This window comes from Sorangium sp. So ce204 (assembly GCF_051526795.1).
In the GTDB taxonomy this organism is placed as follows: domain Bacteria; phylum Myxococcota_A; class Polyangia; order Polyangiales; family Polyangiaceae; genus Sorangium; species Sorangium cellulosum_B.
The window spans coordinates 2,453,377-2,478,712 of sequence record NZ_CP150317.1 but is presented as its reverse complement, the minus strand read 5'-3'; the positions used below and the strand labels follow the sequence as shown (position 1 = coordinate 2,478,712).

The 25,336-nt window shown below is 71.9% G+C and carries 22 protein-coding genes; 10 read left to right on the top strand and 12 right to left on the bottom strand.

What is annotated here, in order from left to right:
- Positions 1-9 precede the first annotated feature (9 nt).
- Positions 10-945 (top strand): Ppx/GppA phosphatase family protein, encoded by a 936-nt coding sequence (locus WMF22_RS09365; RefSeq protein WP_437298757.1) that lies wholly within the window; start codon positions 10-12, stop codon positions 943-945.
- Positions 946-1,576: 631 nt separating this feature from the next.
- Positions 1,577-2,083: a CarD family transcriptional regulator gene (locus tag WMF22_RS09360; protein ID WP_012234339.1), complete on the top strand. Its 507-nt coding sequence runs from the start codon at positions 1,577-1,579 to the stop codon at positions 2,081-2,083.
- Between the two features lie 111 nt (positions 2,084-2,194).
- Here the strand turns inward: WMF22_RS09360 and WMF22_RS09355 are convergent, their stop codons facing one another.
- Together WMF22_RS09355 and WMF22_RS09350 are read right to left on the bottom strand one after the other, a co-directional pair.
- Complete coding sequence (locus WMF22_RS09355) at positions 2,195-2,704, bottom strand: hypothetical protein (protein WP_437298756.1); 510 nt, start codon at positions 2,702-2,704, stop codon at positions 2,195-2,197.
- A 128-nt stretch (positions 2,705-2,832) separates the two neighbouring features.
- Positions 2,833-3,351 (bottom strand): tRNA (cytidine(34)-2'-O)-methyltransferase, encoded by a 519-nt coding sequence (locus WMF22_RS09350; protein WP_044968101.1) that lies wholly within the window; start codon positions 3,349-3,351, stop codon positions 2,833-2,835.
- A gap of 246 nt (positions 3,352-3,597) precedes the next feature.
- Between WMF22_RS09350 and WMF22_RS09345 the strand changes: the two genes are divergently transcribed.
- Complete coding sequence (locus tag WMF22_RS09345; RefSeq protein WP_437298754.1) at positions 3,598-4,695, top strand: hypothetical protein; 1,098 nt, start codon at positions 3,598-3,600, stop codon at positions 4,693-4,695.
- Positions 4,696-4,773: 78 nt separating this feature from the next.
- On the opposite strand, the gene WMF22_RS09340 is transcribed toward WMF22_RS09345, so the two are convergent.
- Genes WMF22_RS09340 through WMF22_RS09330 form a run of 3 tightly spaced genes read right to left on the bottom strand, consistent with a single transcriptional unit; the run spans position 4,774 to position 6,337 of the window.
- A complete protein-coding gene (locus WMF22_RS09340) occupies positions 4,774-5,178 on the bottom strand; it encodes a hypothetical protein (protein WP_438035512.1) in 405 nt (134 codons plus the stop codon).
- An 11-nt stretch (positions 5,179-5,189) separates the two neighbouring features.
- A complete protein-coding gene (rnc, locus tag WMF22_RS09335) occupies positions 5,190-6,017 on the bottom strand; it encodes a ribonuclease III (protein ID WP_437298752.1) in 828 nt (275 codons plus the stop codon).
- Between the two features lie 26 nt (positions 6,018-6,043).
- Complete coding sequence (locus WMF22_RS09330; RefSeq protein ID WP_437298751.1) at positions 6,044-6,337, bottom strand: 4a-hydroxytetrahydrobiopterin dehydratase; 294 nt, start codon at positions 6,335-6,337, stop codon at positions 6,044-6,046.
- 44 nt (positions 6,338-6,381) lie between these two features.
- Between WMF22_RS09330 and WMF22_RS09325 the strand changes: the two genes are divergently transcribed.
- Both WMF22_RS09325 and WMF22_RS09320 read left to right on the top strand, forming a co-directional pair.
- The gene (locus tag WMF22_RS09325; RefSeq protein ID WP_438035511.1) at positions 6,382-7,074 is read left to right on the top strand and encodes a hypothetical protein; all 693 of its coding nucleotides are present in this window, start codon (positions 6,382-6,384) and stop codon (positions 7,072-7,074) included.
- A gap of 103 nt (positions 7,075-7,177) precedes the next feature.
- The gene (locus WMF22_RS09320; RefSeq protein WP_437298749.1) at positions 7,178-7,984 is read left to right on the top strand and encodes a hypothetical protein; all 807 of its coding nucleotides are present in this window, start codon (positions 7,178-7,180) and stop codon (positions 7,982-7,984) included.
- A gap of 86 nt (positions 7,985-8,070) precedes the next feature.
- Here the strand turns inward: WMF22_RS09320 and WMF22_RS09315 are convergent, their stop codons facing one another.
- The 4 genes from WMF22_RS09315 to WMF22_RS09300 form a co-directional block, all read right to left on the bottom strand.
- The gene (locus WMF22_RS09315) at positions 8,071-9,099 is read right to left on the bottom strand and encodes a peptidyl-prolyl cis-trans isomerase (RefSeq protein WP_437298748.1); all 1,029 of its coding nucleotides are present in this window, start codon (positions 9,097-9,099) and stop codon (positions 8,071-8,073) included.
- 33 nt (positions 9,100-9,132) lie between these two features.
- Entirely contained in the window at positions 9,133-9,666 is a 534-nt protein-coding gene (locus WMF22_RS09310) for a hypothetical protein (protein ID WP_438035510.1), read from the bottom strand.
- Positions 9,667-9,812: 146 nt separating this feature from the next.
- Positions 9,813-11,210 carry a metallopeptidase family protein gene (locus WMF22_RS09305; protein ID WP_437298746.1) on the bottom strand — a complete coding sequence of 466 codons (1,398 nt, stop codon included), beginning with the start codon at positions 11,208-11,210 and terminating at the stop codon, positions 9,813-9,815.
- A gap of 30 nt (positions 11,211-11,240) precedes the next feature.
- Positions 11,241-12,368, bottom strand: coding sequence for a hypothetical protein (locus tag WMF22_RS09300; protein WP_437298745.1), 1,128 nt, complete (start codon positions 12,366-12,368; stop codon positions 11,241-11,243).
- 164 nt (positions 12,369-12,532) lie between these two features.
- Between WMF22_RS09300 and WMF22_RS09295 the strand changes: the two genes are divergently transcribed.
- The 3 genes from WMF22_RS09295 to WMF22_RS09285 all read left to right on the top strand — a co-directional run bounded on the left by WMF22_RS09295 (position 12,533) and on the right by WMF22_RS09285 (position 18,021).
- A complete protein-coding gene (locus WMF22_RS09295; protein ID WP_437298744.1) occupies positions 12,533-13,915 on the top strand; it encodes a sigma-54-dependent transcriptional regulator in 1,383 nt (460 codons plus the stop codon).
- 948 nt (positions 13,916-14,863) lie between these two features.
- Positions 14,864-16,141: a hypothetical protein gene (locus WMF22_RS09290; RefSeq protein WP_438035509.1), complete on the top strand. Its 1,278-nt coding sequence runs from the start codon at positions 14,864-14,866 to the stop codon at positions 16,139-16,141.
- Positions 16,138-18,021: a hypothetical protein gene (locus tag WMF22_RS09285; protein WP_438035508.1), complete on the top strand. Its 1,884-nt coding sequence runs from the start codon at positions 16,138-16,140 to the stop codon at positions 18,019-18,021. Before WMF22_RS09290 ends, WMF22_RS09285 begins: the two co-directional genes overlap by 4 nt.
- Positions 18,022-18,422: 401 nt before the next feature.
- Here WMF22_RS09285 and WMF22_RS09280 read toward each other — a convergent pair whose 3' ends face one another.
- A complete protein-coding gene (locus tag WMF22_RS09280) occupies positions 18,423-21,239 on the bottom strand; it encodes a tetratricopeptide repeat protein (RefSeq protein WP_438035507.1) in 2,817 nt (938 codons plus the stop codon).
- Positions 21,240-21,483: 244 nt separating this feature from the next.
- On the opposite strand from WMF22_RS09280, the gene WMF22_RS09275 reads away from it, so the two are divergent.
- Positions 21,484-22,299, top strand: a complete 816-nt coding sequence (locus WMF22_RS09275; RefSeq protein WP_437298736.1) for an SDR family oxidoreductase — start codon at positions 21,484-21,486, stop codon at positions 22,297-22,299.
- 16 nt (positions 22,300-22,315) lie between these two features.
- Here WMF22_RS09275 and hemH read toward each other — a convergent pair whose 3' ends face one another.
- Both hemH and WMF22_RS09265 read right to left on the bottom strand, forming a co-directional pair.
- A complete protein-coding gene (gene hemH, locus WMF22_RS09270) occupies positions 22,316-23,218 on the bottom strand; it encodes a ferrochelatase (RefSeq protein ID WP_437298735.1) in 903 nt (300 codons plus the stop codon).
- 279 nt (positions 23,219-23,497) lie between these two features.
- Positions 23,498-23,917 carry a hypothetical protein gene (locus WMF22_RS09265; RefSeq protein ID WP_438035506.1) on the bottom strand — a complete coding sequence of 140 codons (420 nt, stop codon included), beginning with the start codon at positions 23,915-23,917 and terminating at the stop codon, positions 23,498-23,500.
- Positions 23,918-24,155: 238 nt separating this feature from the next.
- Here WMF22_RS09265 and WMF22_RS09260 point away from each other — a divergent pair, with 238 nt between their 5' ends.
- Complete coding sequence (locus tag WMF22_RS09260; RefSeq protein WP_437298733.1) at positions 24,156-25,328, top strand: hypothetical protein; 1,173 nt, start codon at positions 24,156-24,158, stop codon at positions 25,326-25,328.
- Positions 25,329-25,336 lie beyond the last annotated feature (8 nt).

Below are 25,336 nucleotides of genomic sequence, written 5' to 3'. Positions count from 1 at the left end.
GCCCGGGGCATGAGCGTCGCGGCCATCGACATCGGCACGAACTCGGTCCTCCTGCTCATCGCCGAGCGCCGCGGGGGTGAGCTCGTCGCGCTCGTCGAGCGCGCGACCATCACCCGGCTCGGCCAGGGGGTCGACGCGGCGCGCGCGCTCGCGCCCGAGGCCGTGGAGCGCACGCTCGCCTGCCTCGCCCGCTACGGGGAGGAGCTCCGGTCCCGGGGGGTCGAGCGCGTGGACGCCGTCGGCACCAGCGCGATGCGCGACGCCGCCGGCGGCGAGGCGTTCATCGCCCGCGCCCGCGAGCTCATCGGCGTCGCGCCGCGCGTGATCTCCGGGCCGGAGGAGGCGGAGCTCACGTACGCCGGCGCGCTGACGGGGCTCGACCTGCCGGCCCGCGGTCCCACGATCGTTGTCGACGTGGGCGGCGGCAGCACGGAGATCATCGTCGGCAGCGCCGGCGGCGCGGTGGAGCAGGCGGTGAGCCTCGACGTGGGGAGCGTCCGCCTGACCGAGCGTCACGTGCGCACGGATCCGCCGGCCGCCGCGGACCTCGAGGCCGTCCGCGCCGACGTCCGGGCGGCGCTGGCGACGCTCCCAGCCGTGCCCCAGCTCGCGGCGCCCACGCTGGTCGGCGTCGCGGGCACGGTGACGACCCTCGCCGCGCTCGTGCGCGACGTGGCCCCCTACGACGGCGCCCGCGTGCATGGCGCGCGGGTATCCGGGGCAGAGATCGTGGACGTCACGTCCCGCCTCGCTTCCCTGCCGCTCACCGCGCGCAGCCAGCTGCGCGCGCTGGATCCAGCGCGCGCGGACGTCATCGTGGCCGGCAGCGTGCTCATCGAGGAGATCCTCGCGTGGGCCTCGCGGCTCGCCGGAGCGCCTGTCGACCTCGTCGCTTCGGATCGCGGCGTCCGCTGGGGGCTCGCCGAACGCCTCAGCGCCGCCTGAGCACCCCGGCTCGTTTGAAGGCCGGACGGACGTAACGCCCGACGTCCGTCGCGTCCGTCACATTTTCGAGTCATCCCACCCAGGTCAGGTCCGCCACCTCTCCCGGAGACGCCCGCTCTGCCCTAAACTAGGCGGGTGAGCCGGCGCGCACCCACGCCGATGCCTCCATCGGTACACACTGTCACCCCGCCCGACCCCGAGGAAAAACCAGAGTGATCACGCCACGATGGCTCAACCCCGGGGATTTTCGTTGACGTATCTCTGCCGGCTCACTAGAGTGCGCGCGCCTGGCGCAAACCGGCCCTTTTTCAAGAGGGCCGTTCCCCCAACCTCAATCCCTTCCGCCCGCACCCGTCCGCTTCAACCGCCGCTTGTCAAGATTCCGCTGTGCACGCCAGAGCACCGACCGCTCGCGGGTCATGGAGGGTGCTCGCGTTCCTGCTTCTCGCACAGCGGTCTCGAGCGGCGGCTCATGGCTCTTTTCTCGGAATTTTTCTCGGAATGCGTGACGGTGTGTGTCGGTTCTGCGGGTCCAGGTTCAACCGCATGTGCAGCGTACGCCCCTCGAAGGGATTTCGGGAGGCAGACGAAAAACTAAAAGGACGGCGGGGTGGAAGGCAAAGGAGACGATATGCAGGCTCGTTCGGAGATCCAGTTCAAGGTGGGCGACAAAGCCGTCTACCCGGCCCAAGGCGTGGCCGAGGTGGTCAACATCGAGGAGAAGGACATCGCTGGCAACCGTCAGCGATTCTATGTTCTCCGCATCTTGGACACGGATCGAAAGATCATGGTTCCAGTCAGCAACGCGAGCGCGGTCGGCCTTCGCCAGGTCATCTCTGAACAGGAAATCCGGGAAATTTTCGACATCCTCCGCGAGCGTACCATCGCGTTCGACAACCAGACCTGGAACCGTCGGTACCGCGGCTTCATGGACAAGATCAAGACGGGTTCTATTTACGATGTCGCCGAGGTGCTACGCGACCTCTATCGCTTGAAGACGGACAAGCAGCTCTCGTTCGGTGAGCGCCGCATGCTCGACACCGCCCGGACGCTGATCGTGAAGGAGATCGCGATCGCCCGAGGTCAGACGGAAGAGCAGGTGAAGACCGAGATCGAGGCGATCTTTCTCGCCAACTAAGGCGTTACCTCATGGTTAGCGGCCTTGCGGCCGCTGCCGATGGAGGCCGGCACTGCCGGCCTCCGGGCTTTTGTGGGCCGAAAACGCCGTGCGCCATCGGTGCGGGCGCGTTCAGAGATCGCTGCCCGGTCGCTTCTGCACGGGAGGGAGCGGGGGCAGCGCCACATCGACGCGCCACCCCGCGTCCTCGTAGACGCAGGGCACCTGGACGCGCTCTCCCGGGAGCAGGCCGGCGATGTCCACGAGGGCGTGGGCGCCGGCGATCTGGGCAGAGTAGCGCTGCGGCTCGAAGCGCAAGAGGAAGCGGGACGGCGTGATCATCGCCTCGGGCGCGATCGCCTTGCCGGTCGCGGCGCTGTAGCGCTGCGCGCGCGACGCGAGGTTGTCCCGAGCGCGGCGCGACAGGAGCTCGAAGGCGGCCTTGGCGTCAGCCGGGTCGCCGTGCAGCTGGCGCAGGCGAGCGACCAGCTCCCGGACGGCGCCGTCGGGCGTGCCGCTCGGAGGCCGCCTGCTGCATCCGGCGGAGGCGAGCGCCGCGACCGAGAGCGCGACCGCCACGCCGGCCCGGACGAGGCGCGCGGCCGGCCGTCGGGCGTCCTGTCGCGCGGGTTGCTGGTGCATGACCATGCGGCCCTCTCCTTAGAACGACGCGTCGCCGACGTCCACGGCGCGCGGCCGCCGGGCCCAGGGGGACGCCGCGGCGGATCGCGCTCTTACCGGATGTCGCGCGCGCCTACGCGCACGCGCCGTCACCCCGGCGCGGCGCTGGCGAGCGCGCCCACCTGGCGGAGCGCCTCGTACAGGACGATGGACACCGCGTTGGCCAGGTTGAGGGAGCGCACGGGACCCAGCGTGGGAATGCCGAAGACGTCGTCCGGCATCCGCGCGAGGAGCTCGGGGTCGAGGCCCACGCTCTCCTTGCCGAACACCAGCGCGTCGCCCGGCCGGAAGTCCGCGTCGAGGTAGCTCCGCGGAGCCACCGCGCTGAAGAGGCGGAGCCGCGCGTTCGGGTGATGGTGGCGAAAGTGGGCGATGTCGAGCTGCTGCTCGAGCGTGACCAGGTGCCAGTAGTCAAGCCCCGCGCGGCGGACGCTCCGCTCGTCGATGCGGAACCCCAGCCTCCCGAGCAGATGCAAGGGGCTCTGCGTCGCCGCGGCGAGCCGCGCGATGTTGCCTGTGTTCTGCGGGATCTCCGGCTCCACCAGCACGATCCGGAACGGCGGATCGAGCGGCGCCGCACGGAGCCGGGGGCGACCATCGTTGAGCACGCCCTCTCTTTCCGCGACGCGACCGCGCGCCGCAACCCCCGAGCGAGGGATCGCGCGCGCCGCCTGGCTCGCCAGCGCCGCCTCGACAGATAGCCGGCCCACGCGGTCGCGCGGAAAACGCGGACCGAACGGACGGAGGCCCCTCTGTTCGCTTGACGGCTGTACGAGCGGACACGTAGCCTCCCGCCTCGGAGACACGGAATGCGCGCATCGTGCTGGATCGCTTCGGCTATTGCCCTCGCAGGAGTGGCGTCGTCCTCGCTCGCGGCCGCCGACGTCATGGATCCGGCGCTCGCGCGGCTCGTGCGCGACCCGGAGCCGAGCCTCGGCGGCGCCGCCGTACCCTGCCGCATCACGGGGCCGGACGGTGGCCTCTACTACAACCCCGCTTCCCGTTATCAACGCTGCCTGACCGACGACGCCGCGTTCGCCAAGCTCATCGCGCAGTACGGCTTCGCGGTGGCGCCGTCGGCGATGCACTCGGCGCGGACCACGGGCTACGGCGGGTTCGAGATCGGCATCGAGGCCAACTACACGAAGATTGACAGCGACGCCGAGTATTGGAAGCAGGGCACGCAGGGGCCGCAGGATCCGACCAGCAAGAATTTCTCCATCGAGAACCGGAGCCCGGACTCCTTCCTGCAGCACTACTCCCTCAAGGTCCGCAAGGGTTTTCCGTTCGGGTTCGAGCTCACCGGCGCCGTCGGGTTCCTCGCCAACACCAGCCTCGTGAGCGCGGGCGCCGACGTGCGCTGGTCGCTGTTCGAGGGGTTCCGCCGAGGGCTCCCCGCGATCCTCCCCGAGCTCGCCGTCGGCGGCAGCGTCCGGAGCGTCACCGGCACCGAGGAGTTCCAGCTGACCGTGGCCGGCGCCGACGCAGTGATCTCGAAGCCCCTGCCGATCGCCGGCACGGTCGTGATCACCCCCTACGCGGGCTACCAGTGGCTCCGGATCTTCGGAGACTCGGGGCTCATCGATCTCACCCCGAACACCGACGCCGTGAACTTCTGCAACTTCCGAGGGGTGAACTCGCCTGCCAACCCGGTGCAGGGGCAGGACGGCAACCCGCTCCCGCACGACGGCCAGCCGGTGTGCGACGGCGGCTCCCAGGCCGACTTCAACAACACCGTGGTGTTCGACGCCGTGCGCATGAACCGCCACCGGCTCCATTTCGGCGCGCAGCTGCGGTTCCAGATGGTCAAGCTCGGCGCGCACTTCATCACCGACATCGTGAGCCCCGAGGACGCGAACCAGGGCGCGGCGAACGAGATCGACGGCGAGAACAAGTTCGCCGGGCTCGGGTCGCAGTGGACCCTCGGCATCGATCTCGGCGCGATGTTCTGAGACCGGCCGCGCCGGGGACGCTCGCAACGGGCCTCCCGGCGCAGACCCGCTTCGAGCGGGCGCGGCTCGCTGCGCTCCTCAGCGCTTCGAGCTCAGATCGGGCAGCGCGTAGCCGAGCTCGGTGATGAGCGCACGGAATGCGCGGTCCTCGTTCCGCGCCACCGTGAGGTGCTCCATGAACTTCTTGAAGTTGCCCTGAGCCGCCGCGTCGGCGGCGCGCTCGCTGTTCTCGAGCACGAGCAGGAGGTGCGGGTGCGCCTTGGAGACGGAGCTAGGGCACTCCATCTTGCTCGCCACCCGGGCGCGCGCTTCCGCGAGCGCATGCACCACCATGACGAGCTCCTTGTCATGGGTCCGCGGCAGGAGCATGTCGCCCTCCCTGCGCGCCTCGTCGAGCAGCAGGCTCGCCCTGTCCAGGTAGCTCCCGGCCCAGGCCGGCAGCGCGACGAAGAGCGAGCAGAGCGCGAAGGTGAAAGCAAGCATCAGGTGACGGATCATCGACTGGGTCCTCGGTCGTTCACGGTTTGCTCGGAGGACGCCTCGCCGGATGGCGGGCCCCCCCTGCCCTCGGGCGCACCTCGCAGGGCCTCGGCGGCTGCCCGTCCATCGGATGCGGCGGCCGCGGGCTCCGGCGCGGCGCAGGAGAGGAGCGCCGCGCGCGCGGCCGCCTGCTCCGCGAGCTTCTTCGATCGGCCCCGGCCGGTGCCGATGACCTGGCCGTCGACCTCGACGGCGACGAGGAACGCGCGGTCGTGGTCGGGCCCCTCCGTGCCCATCAGGCGGTAGCGCGGCGACGCAGCGCCGCGCGCCTGCACGCGCTCCTGCAGCTCGCTCTTCGCGTCACGCCCGAGCAGGCTGCCGCTCGCGAGCTGCGCGAGCGGGCTCGCGGCGATCTTCCGGCTCAGCGCCCGCGCGCTCTCGAAGCCGCGATCGAGGTACAGGGCCGCGACGAGCGCCTCGGTGGCGTCGGCGAGCACGTTCGTCTGGTCGCGCTCACCGGCGACCTCCGCGCCGCGCCCGACCCGGAGCGCGGCGCCGAGCTCGATCCCTCGCGCCCACGCCGCCAGCGCGTCCGTGTTGACCAGGGCCGAGCGCATCATCGAGAGCTCCCCCTCCCTCGCCCCCGGGAAGCGCTCCATGAGGAGCTCCGTCACGCACAGGCCGAGCACGGCGTCCCCCAGGAACTCGAGGCGCTGGTTGTCCACGCGCCGGCCGCCTCGCTGCTCGTTCGAGAAGCTCGGATGCGTCAGCGCCTCCTCGAGGTGCGGCAGGTCCCCCTCCAGCCCCAGATCCAGACGTTGCAGCAGCTCGCTCGGGAGCATCCCCTGCACCTTGCCCACGCGCAGCGTCAGCCCGCGCTCAAGCGGTCGGTCAGCTCGGCCAGCTCCAGGTCGAGCGCGGTCAGACCGCCAGCGTCATGCGTGGACCACGCGACCCGCACCTTGCCCCACGACAGCGCGATCTCCGGGTGATGATCGCGCCGCTCGGCCAGGAGGGCGATCTGCATCACGAAGCCCACGCCGGTCCCGTAATCCGGAAACGAGTAGCTCCGCTCGATCTGCTCGCCCGCTCGCACCCAGCCCGGGTGAGCAGCGACGAACCCGGCGATCTCATCGTCCGAGAGCCGATCACGCTTGCCCATGGGACGCAACTATGGGCTAAGCCCCGCCCCGGTGGAACCCCGGAATGCGGCCCCCGCCCCGCGCGGCGTCCGCCGCGCCGTTCGCCGTGCGCTATCCTCCCGCCTCGATGACCGGGCTTCACGCCTGCCCCTTCTGCCGGGAGATGTTCGAGGCGAAAGAGGCGTCCACGTGCCCCGCCTGCGGCCTCCGGCTGGAGGCGCTCGCGAAGCTTCCGCCCTCGTACGACGCGCTCCAGGAAGAGCCTGACGAGCCGCTCCCGCCGCACATGGAACCGCTCCCGTGGACCTACGCCGGGCGCGGCCGGGGCGCCCTGCTCGCGCTCGCGCTCCTCGGCCTCGCGGCGTTCTTCGCGCCGTGGATCCACGAGACGGCCCCCGAGCTCCGCGACCTCAGCGGCTTCGGGCTCGCGCGACGGCTCGGCTGGATGTGGGCCCCGGCGGTCGCGTTCTTCGTGATGATCCCGCTCGCGCTGACCCGGAGGTCGATCCACAAGATGCGCGGCGCCCGCGTGGCCGTCGCTTTCCTCGCCGCGGTCGCCCTCGTCACCGTCGCGATGCGCCTGACGTTCACGCCGGGCAGCACGCTGCTCCGTCCCGTCCGCTTCACGTGGGGCTACGGGCTCTACGCGACCGGGGCGATCGCGCTGCTCGCGCTGTTCACCGCCGCGTTCTTCGGAGGAAGGATCGACGACCTCCCGACGGGGCAGCGGCGGCGGGGCGACGAGGTGCTGCACTGAGGCACTGAAGAGCGCGTGGCCGGTGGCATCTCGGGTCGACAGGCTCGCCCGTGCGACGTAACCTTGATGGGAGTGGCCTTTGTCCGCTGCTCGAAGGTGCGCAATGGCCAAGCGATCTGCCAGCGTACGCCGTGAGCTCTCGCGGGACGACGAGACGTTCGATGTCCCCGCGGCGGTGCTCTGCGCGTGCTGTGGACAGCCCGACTGCGCCGGGTGCTCCGCGGCGAGCGACGAGGGCTCGGGGGTCGTCGCGATCGTCCCGTGGGAGCGCCCGATCGGCGGGGTCTGGTCGCGGCTCTGGGCCACATCGAGGGCGACCACGCTGGGAGCCGAAACGTTCTTCGCCACGATCCCCGACGGCGCGCTCCCCGCGGCCATGCGCTTCGCCCTGCTGGCGGAGACGCTCGCGATCCTGTCGATGATCGCCGCGCTCCTGCCCCTCATCGCGCTGGCGCTGCCGAGCCTTACGCTGGAGCTGGCTCGCAACCCGGCCGCACGCGCGAGCGCCCTCCAGTGGCTCGCGATCGGCGTTCCGGTGGTCACCGTGTGGATGGTGCTCGCGCACACCTTGCACGGCGCCGCGCTCGACCTCGGGGCACGGCGCCAGGGCGCGCGGCCAGAGCGCCGGCGCGCGCTCCGCTTCGGGCTCTACGCGTGCGGCTGGGATCTCATGGCCGGCCCGCTCGGCGCGCTGGCCATGCTCATCACGGGCGGCACCAAGGGAGCCGAGCAGGTCCTCTCGGCCTCGCTCCGGGTACCGGGCAAGGCGTCCATGGCGCTGCTCCTGGGCGTCTACGCGCTCCACCCCGACGCGGCGGAGCGCGCTCGACGCGCCGGGAGCATCGCCGCGCTCGTGCTCACCATCGCCTCCGGCTTCGCCGCCATCGCGCTCGCCATCGCCTTGAGCTGACGCGCCGTTCAGCGCCCTCGGGGGTGTCGCCCTCGGCGGCGCTGCCGCCGAGGGTGGCGAGCGCCCATCCGTGCGCGCCGGCCGAGTCAGCGCATGTCGTGACGCGGCACGGGCGAGGGCGGAGGCGCGCCCGGACGCCGGCCGCTCGCGAGGGTGCCCGGGCGCCTCTTCGGCTGCAGATCCCCCGTCGAGGTGATGTCGATGAGGTCCACGAGCTCGGGGGCGTGACCGGAGACGTCCTGCGCTCGCAGGCGATCGAGGAGCTGCTTCACCTGCGCCTCCGCCTTGCCGTGCGCGAGGATCTGACGGATGGACGGCGCCTCCTGCTCGAGCGAGCGGCTCACGGGTTTCCTGCTCTGGCGCCGCCACAGCACAGCGAAGCCATCGCCCTCGGGCACGGGCTCGGCCACGAGCTCCGCGTCTTTCACCCCGGCGGCAGCCGAGAGGAGCCCCGGGTCGACCTTCAGCCCCGGCTCGGACGTGGTGCCATCGGACGCCACGAAGCCGAGATCGCCGCCGCGCATGCTCGTCGCCTTGTCGAGCGATTTCTCGCGCGCGATCTCCTTGAAACGCTGGGGTGACGGGTCCTTCTTCAGCTCGGCCAGGATCGCCTCGGCCTCCCCGCGCGTCGCGACGAGGATGCGCCAGAGCGCCACCATCGCCGGGGAGCTGAACCTGTCGCGGTGGGCCTCGTAATAGGCGCGGACCTCCTCGTCCGTCACCGGGGAGCTCGCCGCCGCCTCCGCCTGGATCCGCTGCAGCAGCGCGGAGCGCAGGACGCCGCGCACGCGATCCTGCACGTCGGCGCGCTCCGTGAGCTTCTGCGCGGCGGCCCCCTGGGCGAGGAGCAGCTCGCGCACGAGGACCTGGTTGACGAAGTTCTTCCGGATCTCTTCCGGGGTACGCCCGAAGGTCTGGAGCTGAAACGGCGGGACCTGCGCGAGCCTGCGCTCGACCTCCGACGCCGTGATCGCCGCGTCGCCGACGCGCGCCACCGGGGCGTCCGCGGCGGCCGCTGGCTGGGCCTCAGCGCGGAGCGACAGGCCGGTCGACGCCGCGCACACGACCGCCATGGCGGCCGCGCCGAGGGGGAGCTTCAGCGTTCTCGCGCGCATCGGAGCGGGTTATCCCCGCGCCGGCAGGCAAGGTCAAGCTGCCCCGCGGCGCGCTGCCTCGGCGGACGCGCCGCGCTCGTCCCCGCGCTCGCCGCCCCGCAGCACCCCGGCCTTCCGCAGCGCGTGCGCGTCGAGCCCGACGAACCGATACACGTCCGCGGAGAAACCGTAGGCGCGGTGGAGGTGCCTCAGGCCCTCCACGAGCTCGGCGGTCACCTCGACCGGGGGCGGGGGCGGGTACGCCTTGCGGATCGAGGCGAGCGGCTCGCCCAGCGCCAGGAGCTCCTCGACGCGCGACAGCACGTCGATCGGCTTGAGCGCACGCTTGCCTCGCCGCGCGACGCCGTCGGCCAGCTCGGCGAGCAGGCGCCGGCGCCGGCGCTCGGTGCGGCCGTCTCCGGCGCGGCCGCCGCCGCCCAGGAGCAGCTCGTTGAACCGGCGCGCGGCCCGGCGCTTCTCGACCGCATCCGGACTTCCCCGGCGGTTCTGCGCACCGCCGCCCCGCTTGGCTGGACGTGGCGCTTTGGTGGACCCGGCCGTGCGGGCCGGCGAGCTCTTCGTCTTCACGATCCTCGGCAAGAGCACAGCGCGCTCGAGGAGCCGGTATTCCCCGGCGCATCTTCTTGCTGTCCCGGCAGTATAGACAGCTCATCCTCCCGCTTCGAAGAAAGCGGCGGGCGCACGGTCGCGCTCGCCCCGCGCGGCGCTGGACGTCAGCGCCCGCCCGCGCACCACGCGAGGGCCGTCCCGACGGCCGCGATCAGCCAGGCCGGCCACGTCGCGCGCACGAAGCCGACGAGGTCCGACAGGGCGCCGCGCCGGGCGCGCCGCACGGCCTCGGCGTGGCCCACCCGGCGCAGCTCCTCGCGCGTGATCTGCTCGTGCTCCTCGTCGTCGAGCGGATCGCTGCCCGCCAGATGGTGCAGGTGATGTGTCACCTCGTGGTCGATCGTCTCCTCGATCTCCGCGTCGATGTCGAAGCCGGGATCCTCGCGGGCCTCCGACCGGAACGTCCGATAGAAGATCCTGATCTCCGGAGGATGGGCGATCCCGAGCGCATCCGCGGGTGTCCCGGGCGTGTAGCAGCCGAGCAGCGGCTCGCCTCCGTCGTCGCAGGCCGGCACGCCTGCGTCGATGAAGAGATCGATGTTCCGCACGCCGCGGGCCTCGTAGATGCGCCCGGCCGCGGCGCGGACGCGCGCCTCGAAGCCGTCGAGATCCGGAAAGGCGCTCGAGGCGCTGGCCCGAGCCCTCGTCCCTGCCCTCGTCGCGCGGGGCTGCCCGAGCTCGTCCGCGTCCGCTCCGTCCACTCCAGCAGCGCGCAGCGGGGCGCGCGCGAGCTCCCGATCGAGCGGCACGTCGAGATCGTTGCGGGCGCCGCAGCCCTGGCAGCGGTAGACGGCGAGGAGCCGCGCGGGGTAGCGCGCCTCGTGGTAGAGGTCGACGATCGCCGCCCACGCCTCGTCGGGGGCGCTGGCGAGCGCGTCGGCGATCACCGGCGCGCGGCGCTCGCGGCCGAGCGCCGCGATCCCCATGGCCACCACCAGCGACGGCGTGACGCGGAGGACGCCGTCGTCGGGCATGCGGAGGAGCGGCATCGCCTCCTCGACGGTGCGCTCCACGAGCCGCACGGCGCGGCAGACGGCGCGACCCACGCGCAGCGCCGGGATCGGGTGCGACACGCCGAAGTCGAACGGGCGATCGAGCTCGGGATCGTCGAGCTCGCCATCGGTGAACGGCCCGATCTCCAGCAGCCCCGACGGCGCGACCTCGAACGGGGCGCTGCAGTTCTCGCAGGTGTAGGCGCCTGGCTCCTCGGGCACGATGCCGGCAGACGCGAGGAGCGCGCGCAGGACATGGGCGTCGGTGAGCGGGAGGCCGAGAGGATCCAGCGGCGCGCCGCGCGCGTCGGCCAGGACCGACGGGCCCGCGAGGACCTGCATGTCGAGCGCGCACCTGCCGATGGATGCGCGCTCGCCGCCGCCGCGGCCCGCGGGAGCGCCGAAGACGGACGAAGCGCGAGCGCGCGCGGCGGCGTCCGACAGGCGCGCCACGCCGCCGGAGGGGAGGTGGACCTGAGCGGGGAGCGGGCGTCGCGCGGGCGCAGGCATCGCGGCGGCCTATATAGCGGGTGGCTCCCCTCAGGGATCCTCGGGACGCGGCGGACCGCCAGCGCCCTCGTCGGCCGGAGCGAGCGAGCCCCACGGCTCGCGGTCTCTGTCGGTCCCGGACGGCTCGCTCGCAGCGCGGCCGACGTCGAGGCCGGCGGCGCTGGCGAGCTCGGCGGCCACCGCCGCGGAGAGCGAGCCTCCGCTGAGCGGTGACGCGCCGGCGACGGTCGAGATGGGCGACGGCTCCGAGGATGGGCGATCTCGGCGGCGACCGCGAGCGAGCACCGGCGCGCGCTCCCCGTCGCCGGCCGGATCCGGCGCGGCCGCGCCCACGCGGTGGACGGTCGCGCGCAGCTGCACGCGCCCGAGCGACAGGCTCGCCGCGCTGGCGGGCGGCACGCTCGACGAGAGCTCCGCGCCCACGGGCACGCCTGTCCCGAAATCGAGGTAGCGGGTGATCGCCAGGGCGTAGATGAGCTTGCGCACGGTCGGCTCCGGCGCGACCCCGGATCGGAGGAGCGCCGCGAGCGTGGTCGTGGAGCTCTCCAGCGCCTCGATCACCGCGAGCTCGCCCTCGCGAAAGCCGAAGCGGCCGGGCTCGAGGGCGGGGTGCAGGCGGAGGGGCACGGCCCCGATCCGCTCCAGGGTCCGCTGGAGGCGCGTCGAGCGCTCGCCGTGATCGCGCAGCCCCGCCCAGAGGAGCGCGAGGGGATCGACCTTCGCGGGATCTCCCCCCCACTCGGCCAGCGCGTCGAGGCCGTCGAAGTAGCGGTACTTCGTCTCCGGGGGCAGATCGAACAGGCGCACCATCCGCCGCACGAACTGGACCTGGGCGAGCCAGTCGATGGTCACGGCGTCGACGCACCCCGACAGCAGCAGCACGTCCCCCAGGAGGCCCCTTGTCGCGAGCGCCTCCGCCAGGATCTCGGCGGTGATCACCCCCTCTTCGAGCAGGATCTCCCCGAGCCGGGCGTACCCGTCGCTCGGACGGATCTTCACGGGGTTCCCCCGGACGATCCGCAGCGTGTGCTCGGCGCCCGTGGGCTCCACCAGGATGAGCGCGCCGGTCAGCCGATGCTCGACGGCATAGACGAAAAGATGAGCGAACGGCGTCCGCTCCAGATCTCCTTCCGCCGTCGCGAGACCGTCGGGAGACATCCTGGGCCAAGCTACCATAGCGCGCGCAAGCCGGATCCTCCTTTCTCCACGTGCGGCGGCGCGGCGCGGCGGCGCGGAAGCTGGGCAGGCGCCATGGGTCCCGCTGCCGCGCTCCGCCGGAGCGCGGGCATCGGCCGCGGCGGTTCCGCGCTACGGTGGCAGACATGCCGCGCGGACATGTGCTGGTGCTCGATGACGAGCGGGCGATCTTGACGACCCTTCAGAAGGCGCTGTCGCTCGAGGGCTACACGGTCGACGTCGCCGGCGGCGTCGGGGTTGCAGAGGAGAAGCTCGCGAAGCGGAGCTACGACATCGCGCTCTTCGACGTCTCGCTGCCCGACGGTGACGGCGTGGAGCTGCTCCAGCGGATACGCGTTGCCGGCTCGGAGCTGCCCGTCGTGATGATGAGCGGCCACGCGACGGTCGACGCCGCCGTCCGCGCGACGCGGCTCGGGGCGATCGATTTCCTGGAGAAGCCGCTCTCGACCGATCGGCTGCTGCTCGTGCTCGAGAACACCCTGCGCCTCGTCCGCGCCGAGGCCGAGGCGAAGGCGCTGCGGACGCAGACCGGCCAGGTCGGCGAGCTCATCGGAGAGAGCCGGGCGATGCTCGACCTGCGCGAGCAGATCGCGCGCGCGGCGAAGGCGACCGCGACGGTCTTCGTGACGGGCGAGCGCGGCACCGGCAAGGAGCTCGTCGCGCGCGCGATCCACGGCGCGTCGAAGCGGGCGCGCGGGCCGCTCGAGAAGATGAACTGCGCCGCGGTCCCGAGCGAGCTCATCGAGAGCGAGATGTTCGGGCACGAGGCCGGCGCGTTCACGGGCGCGACGAAGCAGCGGCGAGGCAAGTTCGAGCGCGCGAGCGGCGGGACGCTGTTCCTCGACGAGGTCGGGGACATGCCGCTCGCGATGCAGGCGAAGCTGCTCAGGGTGCTCCAGGAGCGGGAGATCGAGCGCGTGGGCGGGCACGAGACGATCAAGGTCGACGTGCGCGTGGTGGCGGCGACGAACCGCGACATCGAGGCGGCGTGCCGGGAGGGGCAGTTCCGGCCGGATCTCCACGATCGGCTGAACGTGCTGCCGCTGTCGCTGCCGCCGCTGCGCGCGCGGCGCGAGGACGTGCCGCTGCTCGCGCGGCATTTCCTCGCGCTCGCGACGCAGGCGAACGATCGGCCCGGGATGGCGTTCACGGACGGCGGGATGGGCATGCTGGTCGCCTACAGCTTTCCGGGGAACGTGCGGGAGCTGCGCAACATCATCGAGCGGCTGGTGATCCTGACGCCCGACGAGACGATCGACGAGGGCGACGTGAAGGTCTGCCTCGGAGGGCAGCAGGCCGCGATGAAGGGCGGGCTCTTCCGGCCGGGGGTGCCGTTCCGGGTGCTCGCGGAGGAGGCGGAGCGGGCGATCCTGGAGGAGGCGCTCGGCCATCACGGAGGGCAGATGGCGGCGACGGCGCGGGGGCTCGGGCTCGAGCGGAGCCACCTGTACAAGAAGTTCAAGGCGCTCGGGCTACGGGGGGACAAGGGCGAGGCGGAGGACGAGTAGGCGAGGGAGGAGGCGGCCCTTCCGGGGGCCGCGCCGAGGGGAGGGTCTGCGCGGCGGCCGCGGGTGGGCGCTCGGCCATCCGCCGAGACGGGAGCGCGGAGCTTGCGCTGAGAACACCGCCCGGCATGTCTCCCTTCGGGCCATGCCACCTGGGACGTTTCGTCGCGCGCCACACAAGGCGCGCCTGAGACGTGGAGCCCGCTGGGACCTTATGGCACCTCGGTCGGTGCTCGCCGCGCCCACCCGCGGCCGCCGCGCAGACCCTCCCCTCGGCGCTACCGGAGTGGACGTAGGGCGAGATGGCGGTGAGACGCTTGGCCGGGGCCGCTAGGGTCACGGCTGTGCGATCGAGGAGGCACTGGCGACCATGTCCGGTCCAACGGTGGCTCCCGGCGGCTTCCTCCGAACCGTCTCCGGTCCAACAGCGGCCCCCAGCTGCTTCCTCCGAACCGTCTCCGGTCCAACAGCGGCCCCCAGCTGCTTCCTCCGAACCGCTTCCGGTCCGCCGGTGGCTCCCCGGCGGCTTCCTCCGAACCGCTTCCGGTCCGCCGGTGGCTCCCCGGCGGCTTCCTCCGAACCGCTTCCGGTCCGCCGGTGGCTCCCCGGCTGCTTCCTCCGAACCGTTTCCGGTTCGCCGAGGGCTCCCAGCTGCCTCCTCCTAACCGTTTCCGGTTCGCCGAGGGCTCCGAGCTGCCTCCTTCCTAACCGTTTCCGGTTCGCCGGCGGGCGAGGCTCGTACGGCGGACGGAATGAGGAGGGGAGGAGCGCAGCTTCGCCCGCGCGGCTGGCGGACGCGGAGTGACGTGACGCGGATCCCGTCGCGGAGCCAGAGGCGACCGCCGCTCGGATGACGGCGCGTCGGCCGAGCGCAGGATTCGCCCGACCCATGGGACGACGGTGGGTGCTGCGCCCCCTGAGCGCGCGGTGCTAGGGTCCGCGGGTCCGCCCATGCAAGCGATCGATCGCAGCATCCAGCGCACGCTCTTCCGGGCGTTGCGCGACAGGCCGCTCAACCTCATGGATGAGGAGGACCGCAAGCTGTACGAGCCGCTCCATGACGAGCGGCACGATCCGGTGAAGCGGCTGTTCGACACGATCGACTTCAGCGAGGTCGAGAGCGTCCAGCTGGTCGCGGGCTTCCGGGGGACGGGCAAGACGACGGAGCTCTCCCGGCTGGAGAAGATGCTCTGGGAGCACGACTTCCACGTCATCCGTGTCGACCTCGACGACTTCATCGACATGCACTCGCCGGTCGACATCCGGGAGTTCCTTCTCATCCTCGCCGGCGCCATCAGCGAGCAGCTCACCAGCGAGCGGCTCCTCGGCAAGGAGAAGGGCCTCGAGAAGAGCTTCGTGGAGCGCCTGCGCGGCCTTTTGCCGAAGATGCCGAGCGAGGTCACAGCGAACGCCGGGGTCGCCAACGTCAAGCTCGCCTTGCGGGGCGACCCGGGGTTCCGCGGGCAGGTCCGCGATCAGCTCTCGGGGCGGCTCGCGGAGCTCACGGCGCAGATCCGCGCTTACCATGACGAGATCCTGGACGCGCTCCGCGCGCGCGCCGGACGCGAGGTCCGCCTCGTCGTGATCCTGGACTCGCTCGAGCACATCCGGGGCACGGGCGAGACGAGCGAGCAGGTCCGCCGCAGCGTGGAGGAGCTCTTCTTGACGCACGCCAGCCGCATCAGCCTGCCGGACACGCACATGGTGCTGAGCGTCCCCGCGTTCCTCTTCCTGGAAGCCAACAACCTCGCCGCCCAGTTCATGAACGGTGCGGTCCAGGCGTGGCCCGCCTACCAGGTGAAGCGCCGGAACGGCGAGCGCACGGCCGTGGTGGACCGGATCATCCAGCTCGTCGAACGACGGGGAGATTGGCGGAGGATCCTCCCGGACGAGCAAGCGCTCGAGCGCCTCATCTTCGCGTCGGGAGGGCACCTGCGCGATCTGCTCAACATGCTCCTCGAGGCCGTCCATCTGGCAGGGCTCGGGGTACAGGAGAGCGCCGCGGAGAAGATCGTCGCCATCGCGCAGCGGGCGTACTTGCCGCTCTACAAGGACGAGATCGAGGTGCTCGGCCGCATCGCGGCCGACAAGAGCTTGAAGGAGATCCGCGGGGACGAGCGCGAGCACGTGCTCCGCTTCCTCGACTCGGGGATCCTCCTTTGTTACCTGAACGACGACTTCTGGTACGACGTGCACCCCCTCGTGCGCGACGTCGTACTCGGCGCATGACCGCAGACGAGGCGGAGGCCTGGAGCCGGATCAGCTTCCACCTCGAGAACCAGATCGGCTTTTGGTTCGCCCTCGTGGTCGGCGACGACGCGCGCCCGCGCGCGCGGCTGCGCGAGCAGACGGCGCGCTGGTGCCGCGAGCAGGGCAAGCCGTTCTTCGTACATGCGCCGCCGCCACGAGGACTTGCCAGGATGGCCGTCGAACTCGTCGGAGAGACTGAGCCGGGGATCCACTGGATCCGAACCGACGGATCTAGGGGGCTCATCGAGGAGTGGGACGACGCAGCGTCGCAGCTCTTCCTGGCGATGAACGAGCGGCGCGAGGCGTACCGCAAGCGGCTCGACGGGGGCGTCATCATCGAGGGGCGCGAGTCGCTCAAGCGGCTGTTGCGAGACCTCGCACCGGATCTGTTTTCGATCCGCGCCTTCATCGCGGAGCCAGGCTCATCCGCGGAGGTGAGCGCGCCGAGCGTGCCCGAATGGCGGGCGCCGGCAAGGACGTTCATGGTCCGTTTTGCGGAGATGGCCGATCCAGATCGCGAGCTCGAGCGGGCTGCGCGCCTGGAGGCAGCCACGAGCCCGAACGTGAAGCACGCGCGTCGAAAAGCCCTGGAGACTGCCGCATGGGGCCTGCTGATGGCAGGGCGCATCGAGGAGGCAGAGCGCTGCGCGCACATCCTTGCCAGCGAGCAGGTCGGCAGCGCTTCACAAGTCACCCATGAAGTTGCCCTGAACGCGCTGCATGGCCTTATCGCATGGGAGCAAGGAAGGCTGGAGCGTTCGCTTCATTGCCTGGACGACGTGCTGCGCGCTCTCCGACGGGAAGGCGCCTCAGCAACCGCAGTCGAGCTGCGCATGCTGGGGGGAACGCTCGGAGCTCGGGCAGAGGTGCTGGTGGCACGAGGCGACCCTCACTCTGCCGAAGCTTCATTCCGCGAACAACTTGATGCACTCGAGGCCCTGGCCAGGGTCGATCCAGCAGATCAGGAGACACAGCTCAGGGTGAGCGTCGTGCGCCGGCGGATCGCCGCCCTCGTCTTGGCCAGAGGAGATCATATCGCAGCAGAGCAGATGCTGCACGACAGCCTCGGGATCGTGGAGCGAAGAGCAACCGAGCAACCGACCGAAGCGCGCTGGCGGGCCGAGCTCCTAAAGTACCATGACGAGCTGAGCACGGCGTTCATGGCGCGAGGCGACCTCGCCAGGGCACGAGAAGCCTGCAGCGCCGCCGTGCAGATCGCGCAACAGCTCGCCGGTGAAGACGAAGCCGTGCGGTGGGCAGGTGTGCTCTGGACGCTGCTGATGCAGCTCTCGACCATTGCCTCTGCGCAGGGAGATTCCGCCGCAGCGCTGGAATGGGCAGAGCAAAGCACCGCCAGCGCGCTCCGTCTCCTCAAAGAGCGCGCGGATGACGCGTCTCTCAGTTGGCGCGTTGCGCTCGGGTACGGCCAGCAGACCAACGTCCTCTTACAGCAAGGGGATTTCAACGGCGCAGCCGCCACGTTGTCGAACGCGTGGAAGCATGTGAGAGGTCTTCCGCTGCCCCCTTCCGAAGCCCCGGTCCCGCGGCTGCTCGTGGGCCTGTACGTGCAAATGGGGCTGAAGTGGCTCGCCCCCCAGGGCGATACTCTGACGGCGGGCGATGGCAGAGAGGGTTCTCGCTCGTCGGCGATACGACGGGCGCGTGAAGCCGCCGGGTTCCTGAAGTGCGCGATCTCGCTAGGGGAGCGCTGTGTAGCGGCAACCCCGCACGATCTCCTGGTCCGTTCGGCGCTCGACAAGGCTCTCGAGCTGATAGCGATAGCGATGATACAGCAAGGCAAGCACCGCCGCGCACGTCAGGTGCGCCGCCGGAGACAAAGGCTTCGACGGCAGCGCTGACACGCTCGCCCGTCGTCACCGGCGCCTGATGGCGCGCGGCGCACGCATCTTCACCCAGAGCGCGGCGATTTGACCTCGCCCCACGCAAGCGCCGGAGGGGGTCTCCGCGCGGCAGGGTGCGGGTGGGCGCGGCGAGCACCGACCGAGGTGCCATAAGGTCCCAGCGGGCTCCACGTCTCAGGCGCGCCTTGTGTGGCGCGCGACGAAACGTTCCAGGAGGCAAGGCCCGAAGGGAGACATGCCGGGCGGTGTTCTCAGCGTAAGCTCCGCGCTCCCGCCTCGGCGGATGGCCGAGCGCCCACCCGCACCCTGCCGCGCGGAGACCCCCTCCGGCGCGTGCAGCCGGGATCTCCGCCCTCTCTCGCCCCGAACCGAGAGCGCCGAGCCCGGAGCCCCGAGCCTCAATAATCCGGCATCGCCCGCGGCGCAGGCGGCGACGCGCTCTTCATCGTCTTCTGGTACTCGAGCGCCTGCTTCGCGTAGTCGTCCCGCTTCATCTTCGCGTACGCCTTGGCAAGCTCCCCGTAGATCTCCGCCGCGTCCCCCGGCTTCGGCCCGGACAGGAGCGCGCTGTTCAGCTCGTAGATCGCCGACACGTGCCGCCCCGTGCGCGCCAGCGCCCGCGCATAGAGCCGGTGGATCTCCGGGTTCGCCACGTCGACGAAGATCGCGCCCTCGCCGACCTTGCGCGCCTCCTCCCACGCGCCGCGCTCCACGAGCAGCCGGAGCAGCCGCCGCCAGACACGACGATCGTGCTGATCGAGGAGCGCGAGCCGGCGCAGCGCCGAGAGCTCGCCCGCCGCGTCCTTCTGCCGGCGCGCGAGATCGTAGAGCCCCTGGAGCGGCTCGGCCTGCGTGGGATCCAGGCGCGACGCCGCCTCGAGGTTCGCCTTCATCCTCGCCGCGTCCTTCTTCAGCTCGGCAAGATCGGCGAGCTTCATTCGCACGACGTAGCCGTCGTGCCCGTCGGCGATCATCTTGCTCAAGAGCCTCGCCGCCTCGTCAGGCTTCTTCTCGGCGAAGGCCGCCCGCACCTTGAGGTAGGTCGCGTCAGGCTGCTTCGGGTCGACCCGGAGCGCCTCGGCGAGCACCGCCTCGCCCTCCTGGCGCTGCCCGTCCTCGAACAGCGCGAGCGCGAGCTCGACGAGCCGCTTCGCGTCCTTCGGAGCGCGCGCCGCCGCCTTGCGCGCCTCGTCGAGCGGCGGCGCGTGCAGATCCGGGACGTACTGCTTCTCGTAGCGCTCGAGGCGGGGCTTCAGCCACGCGCGGAAGCGCCGGTCGAGCTCCTCCGCGCTGATCCCGAGCGACTCCTTCACCACCTCCTGCGTCCGCTTGCCCGCCGCCCACCGGGGCAGCATCGAGACCACCTTCGGGAAGCCGAACTCGCCCGCCATGAAGACCACGATCTGGCTCGCCGCGAAGTAAGCCATCGTCACGTCCTCGATGTTGTCGACGTGCGTGAACGCCCGGTTGAACCCGTCGACCGCCGGGATCCTCCCGCCCTTCAGGGCGGCGAACAGCGCCGGATCCTCCTCGCGGTGCCACTCGGGCCGCCGCACGATCGTCTCGTACTCGCTGAGCCCCTCGGTGAACCAGCGCGGGACGTGGTTCTTCGAGAGCTGGATCGCGAAGACGTGCCCGAGCTCGTGCCACAGCACGTTCCCCCAGTTGAACTCCGCCGCCGCCGGGCTCAACGCCGCCAGCGTCTGGCCGAAGCAGACGCCCTGGATGCCCACGTTGGGCAGGCCGCTCGTCCTGACGCTGAAGTTCTCCGTCGACGCGTAGAGCTCGATCGAGACCGGGACCTTCGGCGTGAAGCCGTACCGCTTCACCATCGAGCCCCAGGCCTCCTCGAGCATGCGCGGCACGTACCGCTCGAGGATCGCGCGCTCCTGCTTGTGGTAGCGGACGCGGAACGTCTGCCCCTCCACGGTCACGTACTGCGTCGCGATGTCCTTCTCGTAGAGGTTCAGCGTGTTGAAGACGCGCACGTTGAAGCGGTCCTTGTCCCACGCCTTCTGGAGCGAGAGCACGCCGCCCTTCTCGTCGCCGGCGCGGATCAGGTTCAGGCCGAGCGTGGCGTGCGCCTTCGCGTCGTTCGGATCGACCTGCGTCGCCTCCCCCATCATCTTGACGATGTCGTCGTAGCGATGCTCCCACTCCGCGAACTCACCGACGATCTGGAAGAACCGCGAGAACTCAGGGTTCAGGCCGAGCACCTTCGCCTTGATGGCCTCGAAGCCGGCCGCGTCGTCGGCGAGGAAGCGGCCCGCCGCCTTGATCGAGAGCAGCGCGAGGTCGTTCGGGTTCACCTTGAGCCCGCGGTCGGCCGCGGCGTCCGCGGCGTCGATGTCCATGTCGCGGAGCGCGAGCCCGGCGCGTACGAAATACGCCTCGGCGAGGTTCGGATTCACGGAGAGCGCCTGCGCGACCTCGCTGTCGGCGCCGCCGAAGTCCATCGCGCTCTCGAGCTTGACGCGCGCCATGGCGACGCGGCAAAGCGGATCCTTCGGGGCGAGCTTGAGCGCCTCCTTCACGACCTGACCGGCGTGGCCGGGGTCGTATTTGTCGAGGAACAGCTCGGCCCGCCAGAGCAACGTCTCGATCCGCTGCTTGCCGCCGACCTTCTCGGCCGCGTTGAACGCGTCGTTCGCGTCGCGCGCGCTCCGGAGCAGGTGGGCCGCGCGCCCGACGAGCGACAGCCCCTCCGCGTCGCTCGCGGTGATCTTGTCGTCGTTGTAGTCGTCGATGATCGTCATCAGCGGCGCGCGCGCCTCGCCCCGCTTGCCCGACTCGATCAGGAGCTCGCCGAGCACGAGCCGCGCGCGGCGGGCCTCGTCCTCCCGCTCCACCTCGCGCACCGCCGCGATCGCCTCGGCCATCTTCCCGCGGCGCGCGAGCGCCTGGGCCCGGAGCGGCGCGGCGGCGATCCGCGCCTCCTTGCCGAGCGCGGCGGCGGCCTTCGCCGTCTTCGCCGCGTCGTCGTAGCGGCCCGTGAGCAGCTCGATCCGCGCCTTCGCGAGCAGCGCCGCGGCGCGCTCCTTCCCGCCCTGGAGGCCGAGGATGACCTTCTCGGCCTCCGCGTAGTCGCCCTGCGCGAGGAGCGCCTCCGCGCGCGAGAGCGAGGGAGACGGCTCGCCGGAGGCGGGCGCGGGGGCCGCGCAGGCGGCGGCGACGAGGAGAGCGGCAAGAGAGCGGCAGATCGAGTGGCTTCGCATGTCACCCCGTGCGCAACCGTGCGCGACCGTTCGTCAATCGTGCACGACCGCACGCAAACGAACGCAAACCTACGCAAACGAAAACGAACGCAAACCTACGCTGAGACGCGGCGCCCGGTCGAGCCGGGTGAGGCCATCGTAACCGACGCCACCGGCGCGACCGAACGGCGAAAGGCCGAGCATGAGCGAGCGCGCCAGGGCGCGCCAGGGCGCGCGCTCCCGCGATCGTGGTATGCGGGCGTCCATGGCAAGCAAGCTCGCCGGGCGGGTCGTTCTCATCACGGGCGCGTCGTCGGGGATCGGCGAGGCCCTCGCCAGGGAGGTCGCCCGGCGCGGCGGCCGGGTCGTCCTCGCGGCGCGGCGGGCCGAGCGGCTCGAGGCGCTCGCGACGGAGATCCGGCGGTCCGGCGGCGAGGCGCTCGCGACGCCGTGCGACGTCACGCGCGACGGCGACGTGGAGCGCGCCGTCGCGCAGGCGAGCGAGGCGTTCGGGCGGCTCGACATCGCCGTCGCGAACGCCGGGTTCAGCGTGGCGGGGCGCGTCGAGGAGCTCGCGCTCGACGATTTCCGCCGGCAGTTCGAGACCAACGTGTTCGGCGCGCTGCGCACCGTGAAGGCCGCGCTGCCGGAGCTCAAGCGATCGCGCGGCGGCGTCGCGCTCGTCGGCAGCGTCCTCGGCTACCTCGCGGTCCCCGCGGTGGGCGCCTACACGATGAGCAAGTTCGCGGTGCGCGCCCTCGCCGAGACGCTGCGCGCGGAGCTCCACGCCGAGGGCGTCGCGGTCACGCACGTCGCGCCGGGGTACGTGGCGAGCGAGATCCGCCTGATCGACAACGCGGGCCACCTGCACGAGGGCGCTCAGGATCCCGTGCCGCGCTGGCTCGTCATGCCGGCAGAGACGGCGGCGCGGCAGATCATGGACGGCATCGCCGCGCGGCGCGCCGAGGTGATCGTCACCGCCCACGGGAAGCTCGCTGTGTCGCTCTCGAGGCACGCCCCGGCGCTCCTCCGCGCGACCGCGTCGAGGCTCCCGCGCAAGCGCCGCGTCAGCGAGCGCTGAGCCGGCGCGGCGCCGCCTACGGCGCGGCCTGCGCGAGCTCGCGCCGGACGAGCGCCTCCAGGGCGTCGATGAAGCGCGGCCGCGTGTTCACGGCCGGTGCCCGGGAGAGCCGCGCGAGGCCCGCCTCACGGGCGAAGACCTGCGCCTCCACGTCGAGATCGTAGAGGGTCTCGACGTGATCCGCGACGAAGCCGATCGGCGCGATCAGCGCCTCCCGCACGCCGCGCGCGGCGAGGCCGTCGAACGTCGACCGCAGATCCGGGCCGAGCCAGGCGTCGCCGGTCATGCCCTGGCTCTGGAAGGCGACGAGCACCGGGTTCCCGCGGGGGGCGATGCGGCGCTCCACCTCGGCGGCCATCGCGCGGAACTGGCGCTCGTACGGATCTCCGGCGGCGATGATCCGCTGCGGGAGGCTGTGGGCCGAGAGGATCACCGCCGTCTTCGCCCGGCTCTCCTCGGGGACGCGCGCGAGCGCCTCGTCGATCACCTCGACGAAGGCGTCGATCAGGGCCGGCTCGAGCCCCCACGCGGGCACGCACCGGACCTCCATGCCGCCCTGCTCGGCGGCCGCGTCGCGGACGACGGCGTGGTAGACGTCGACGGACTGCGGCGCGAGCGGCAGCGAGACGACGCGCCTCACGCCGCTGCGGTGGAGCGCGCCGAGCACCTCGGCCGGATACGGGTGCCAGAGGCGCCCGGCGATCGCGACGGGGAGGCCGATCCTCGCGGCGAGCGCGTCCGCCTGGGCCTGCGTGATGCGCATGAGCGGCGAGCCGCCGATCGCCTGGAAACGGCGGCGGACCTCGTCGAGCACCTCCGGCGGGGCCGGCCGGCCGCGGCGGATGTTGGTGACGAATGCGGGCAGATCATCGAGCCGCTCGACGGTGCCGTGGCAGCTGAGGAGGACGGCGGTGGTCACGGCGCTACTCTACATCGCCACCGCGCGAGCGGCGCAGCCCTACCGACGCGCGAGCAGCGCAGCCCTACCGACGCGCGCGAGCAGCGCAGCCCTACCGACGCGCGAGCGGCGCAGCCCCGCCGACGCGCGAGCGGCGCAGCCCCGCCGACGCGCGAGCGGCGCAGCCCGCCGCAGCGCGAGCGGCGCAGCCCGCCGCAGCGCGAGCAGCACAGCCCGCCGCAGCGCGAGCAGCACAGCCCTCGCCGGCGCGTAGGGGCGCCGCCGCTCGCTGGCGCTGGCTCAGTCCGCGTCCCAGGCGACGACGACGCGATCGTGGCCGATGAGGCCGTTCTTCTTGCGGGCCAGGTGCTGCGCGATGACCCGATCGCCGGCCTCATAGACGCGCACCTCCATGTACGCCAGCCCCTCGTCGGTCTCGATTCCGTCCAGGATCTCCGTCGAGTCGAGCTGGCGCTCCCAGCCCGAGATCGGATCGCGGAAGAGATCGCTCTTGAGCCGCTCCAGGATCGCCTGCCTCCCGCTGGTGACGCTGGGGTGGGCCGGCGGATCGCGGCTGCTCACCTCCTCGATCACAGCGTCCTCCGCGTAGATCCGGGAGAGGGCCTCGATGTCCTTGCCCCTCAGGGCACGGTTGATCTCTGCGAGCAGCCCACCGTTCACCCGCTGGGCCGAGGGTCGCGTCCGCGCCGAGCCTTCCATGCCTGCTTGCATGGGACGCAGCGGCACAGGCGTCGAGCCCGTGCCAGGGGCACGCCGCAACGGTGACGGGGCCCCATCGCATCCCGGCGGCGACACCGGGCCGCAGCGCGACCGTGACGGATGTGACAGACGAGCGCTGAGCTCGGTGGGCAGCGCTCCTCCACATGGCCACCCGCCGAGATCGCGCGGCTGGCGGTGAGTTGCAGCGCCCGGACGGACGTGATGGATAAGGAAGGTTATGACGCAGCGCCGCACGGTCGTGCTCGCCGATCTCCATCTCGTGCGCCAGACGCCGCGCGACGTGACCGCCGATCTCGCCCGGTTCGTGGAGGCCCACCGGGGGGCGCGCATCGTTGTCGCGGGCGATCTGTTCGATCTCTCCTCCGAGTCACCCTGGATGCCCCGGCCGCGCGCGCTGCGCGAGGCGCTGCTCGCGCACCCGACCGCGCGTGCGGCGCTCGCCGAGCACCTCGACCGCGGCGGCGAGCTCTGGCTGGCGGGCGGCAATCATGACGCCGAGGTCGGGGCGCCCGACTTCCCCGTGGCGCTGGCGGAGGCGCTCGAGGTGACCGGCGAGCCCCGGTCGCGGATCCGCACGACGCCCTGGTTCTTCCGCGAGGGGGCGATCCACCTGGAGCACGGCCACCTGTACGATCCGGACAACGCCCCGGCGCACCCGCTCGTGGTCGGCGAGCGCAGCCTCGGCGTTCACTTCGTCGAGGAGTTCATCGCGCCGACCGGCGCGCACCGCTATCTGCAGGCGAACGATCAGACGCCGCTCAGCTTGTTCCTGTCGGCGTTCACCTGGTACGGCCCTCGCGCGCCCTACGTCATCTACCGCTACTTCCACGCGGCGCTCGGCGCGATGTTGAAGAGCGGCCCGCTCTACCGCGCAGGGGGCGAGGCCACGGTGGGCGCCGCGGCCATGGATCGCTTCGCGCACGAGCTCGGGGTGCCGCGCGCGATGGCGGACGCGCTCGTCGGGCTCGGGGCCACGCCGACCCTGGAGAGCGCGGCGCGCACGTTCACGCGGCTGTACTTCGATCGGGTGATCGCGACGCTGTCGATGGGCGCCGGGATCGCGGCGCTCGGGCTCGGCGCGCGGGGGACCGGCGCCGCGGCGCTCGGGCTCGGCGCGCTGCTGATGGGCGCGAGCTGGGCGAGCGGGCACAACCGCTACGCCGGCACGGTCGCCGAGCGCCTGGCCGAGGGCGCCGGCCGCGTCGCGAGGACGACCGGCGCGAAGCTGGTCGTCTTCGGCCACACGCACCGCGAGGCGCTTGGCGACGGCTACGCGAACACCGGGAGCTTCTCGTTCCCTCGCGCCGCGCCCGGCCGGCCCTACGTGGAGATCGAGGGGCCGCCCGAAGCACCGCGCGCGATGACCCGCTTCTGGCGAGCCGTGGCGTGACGCAGCGC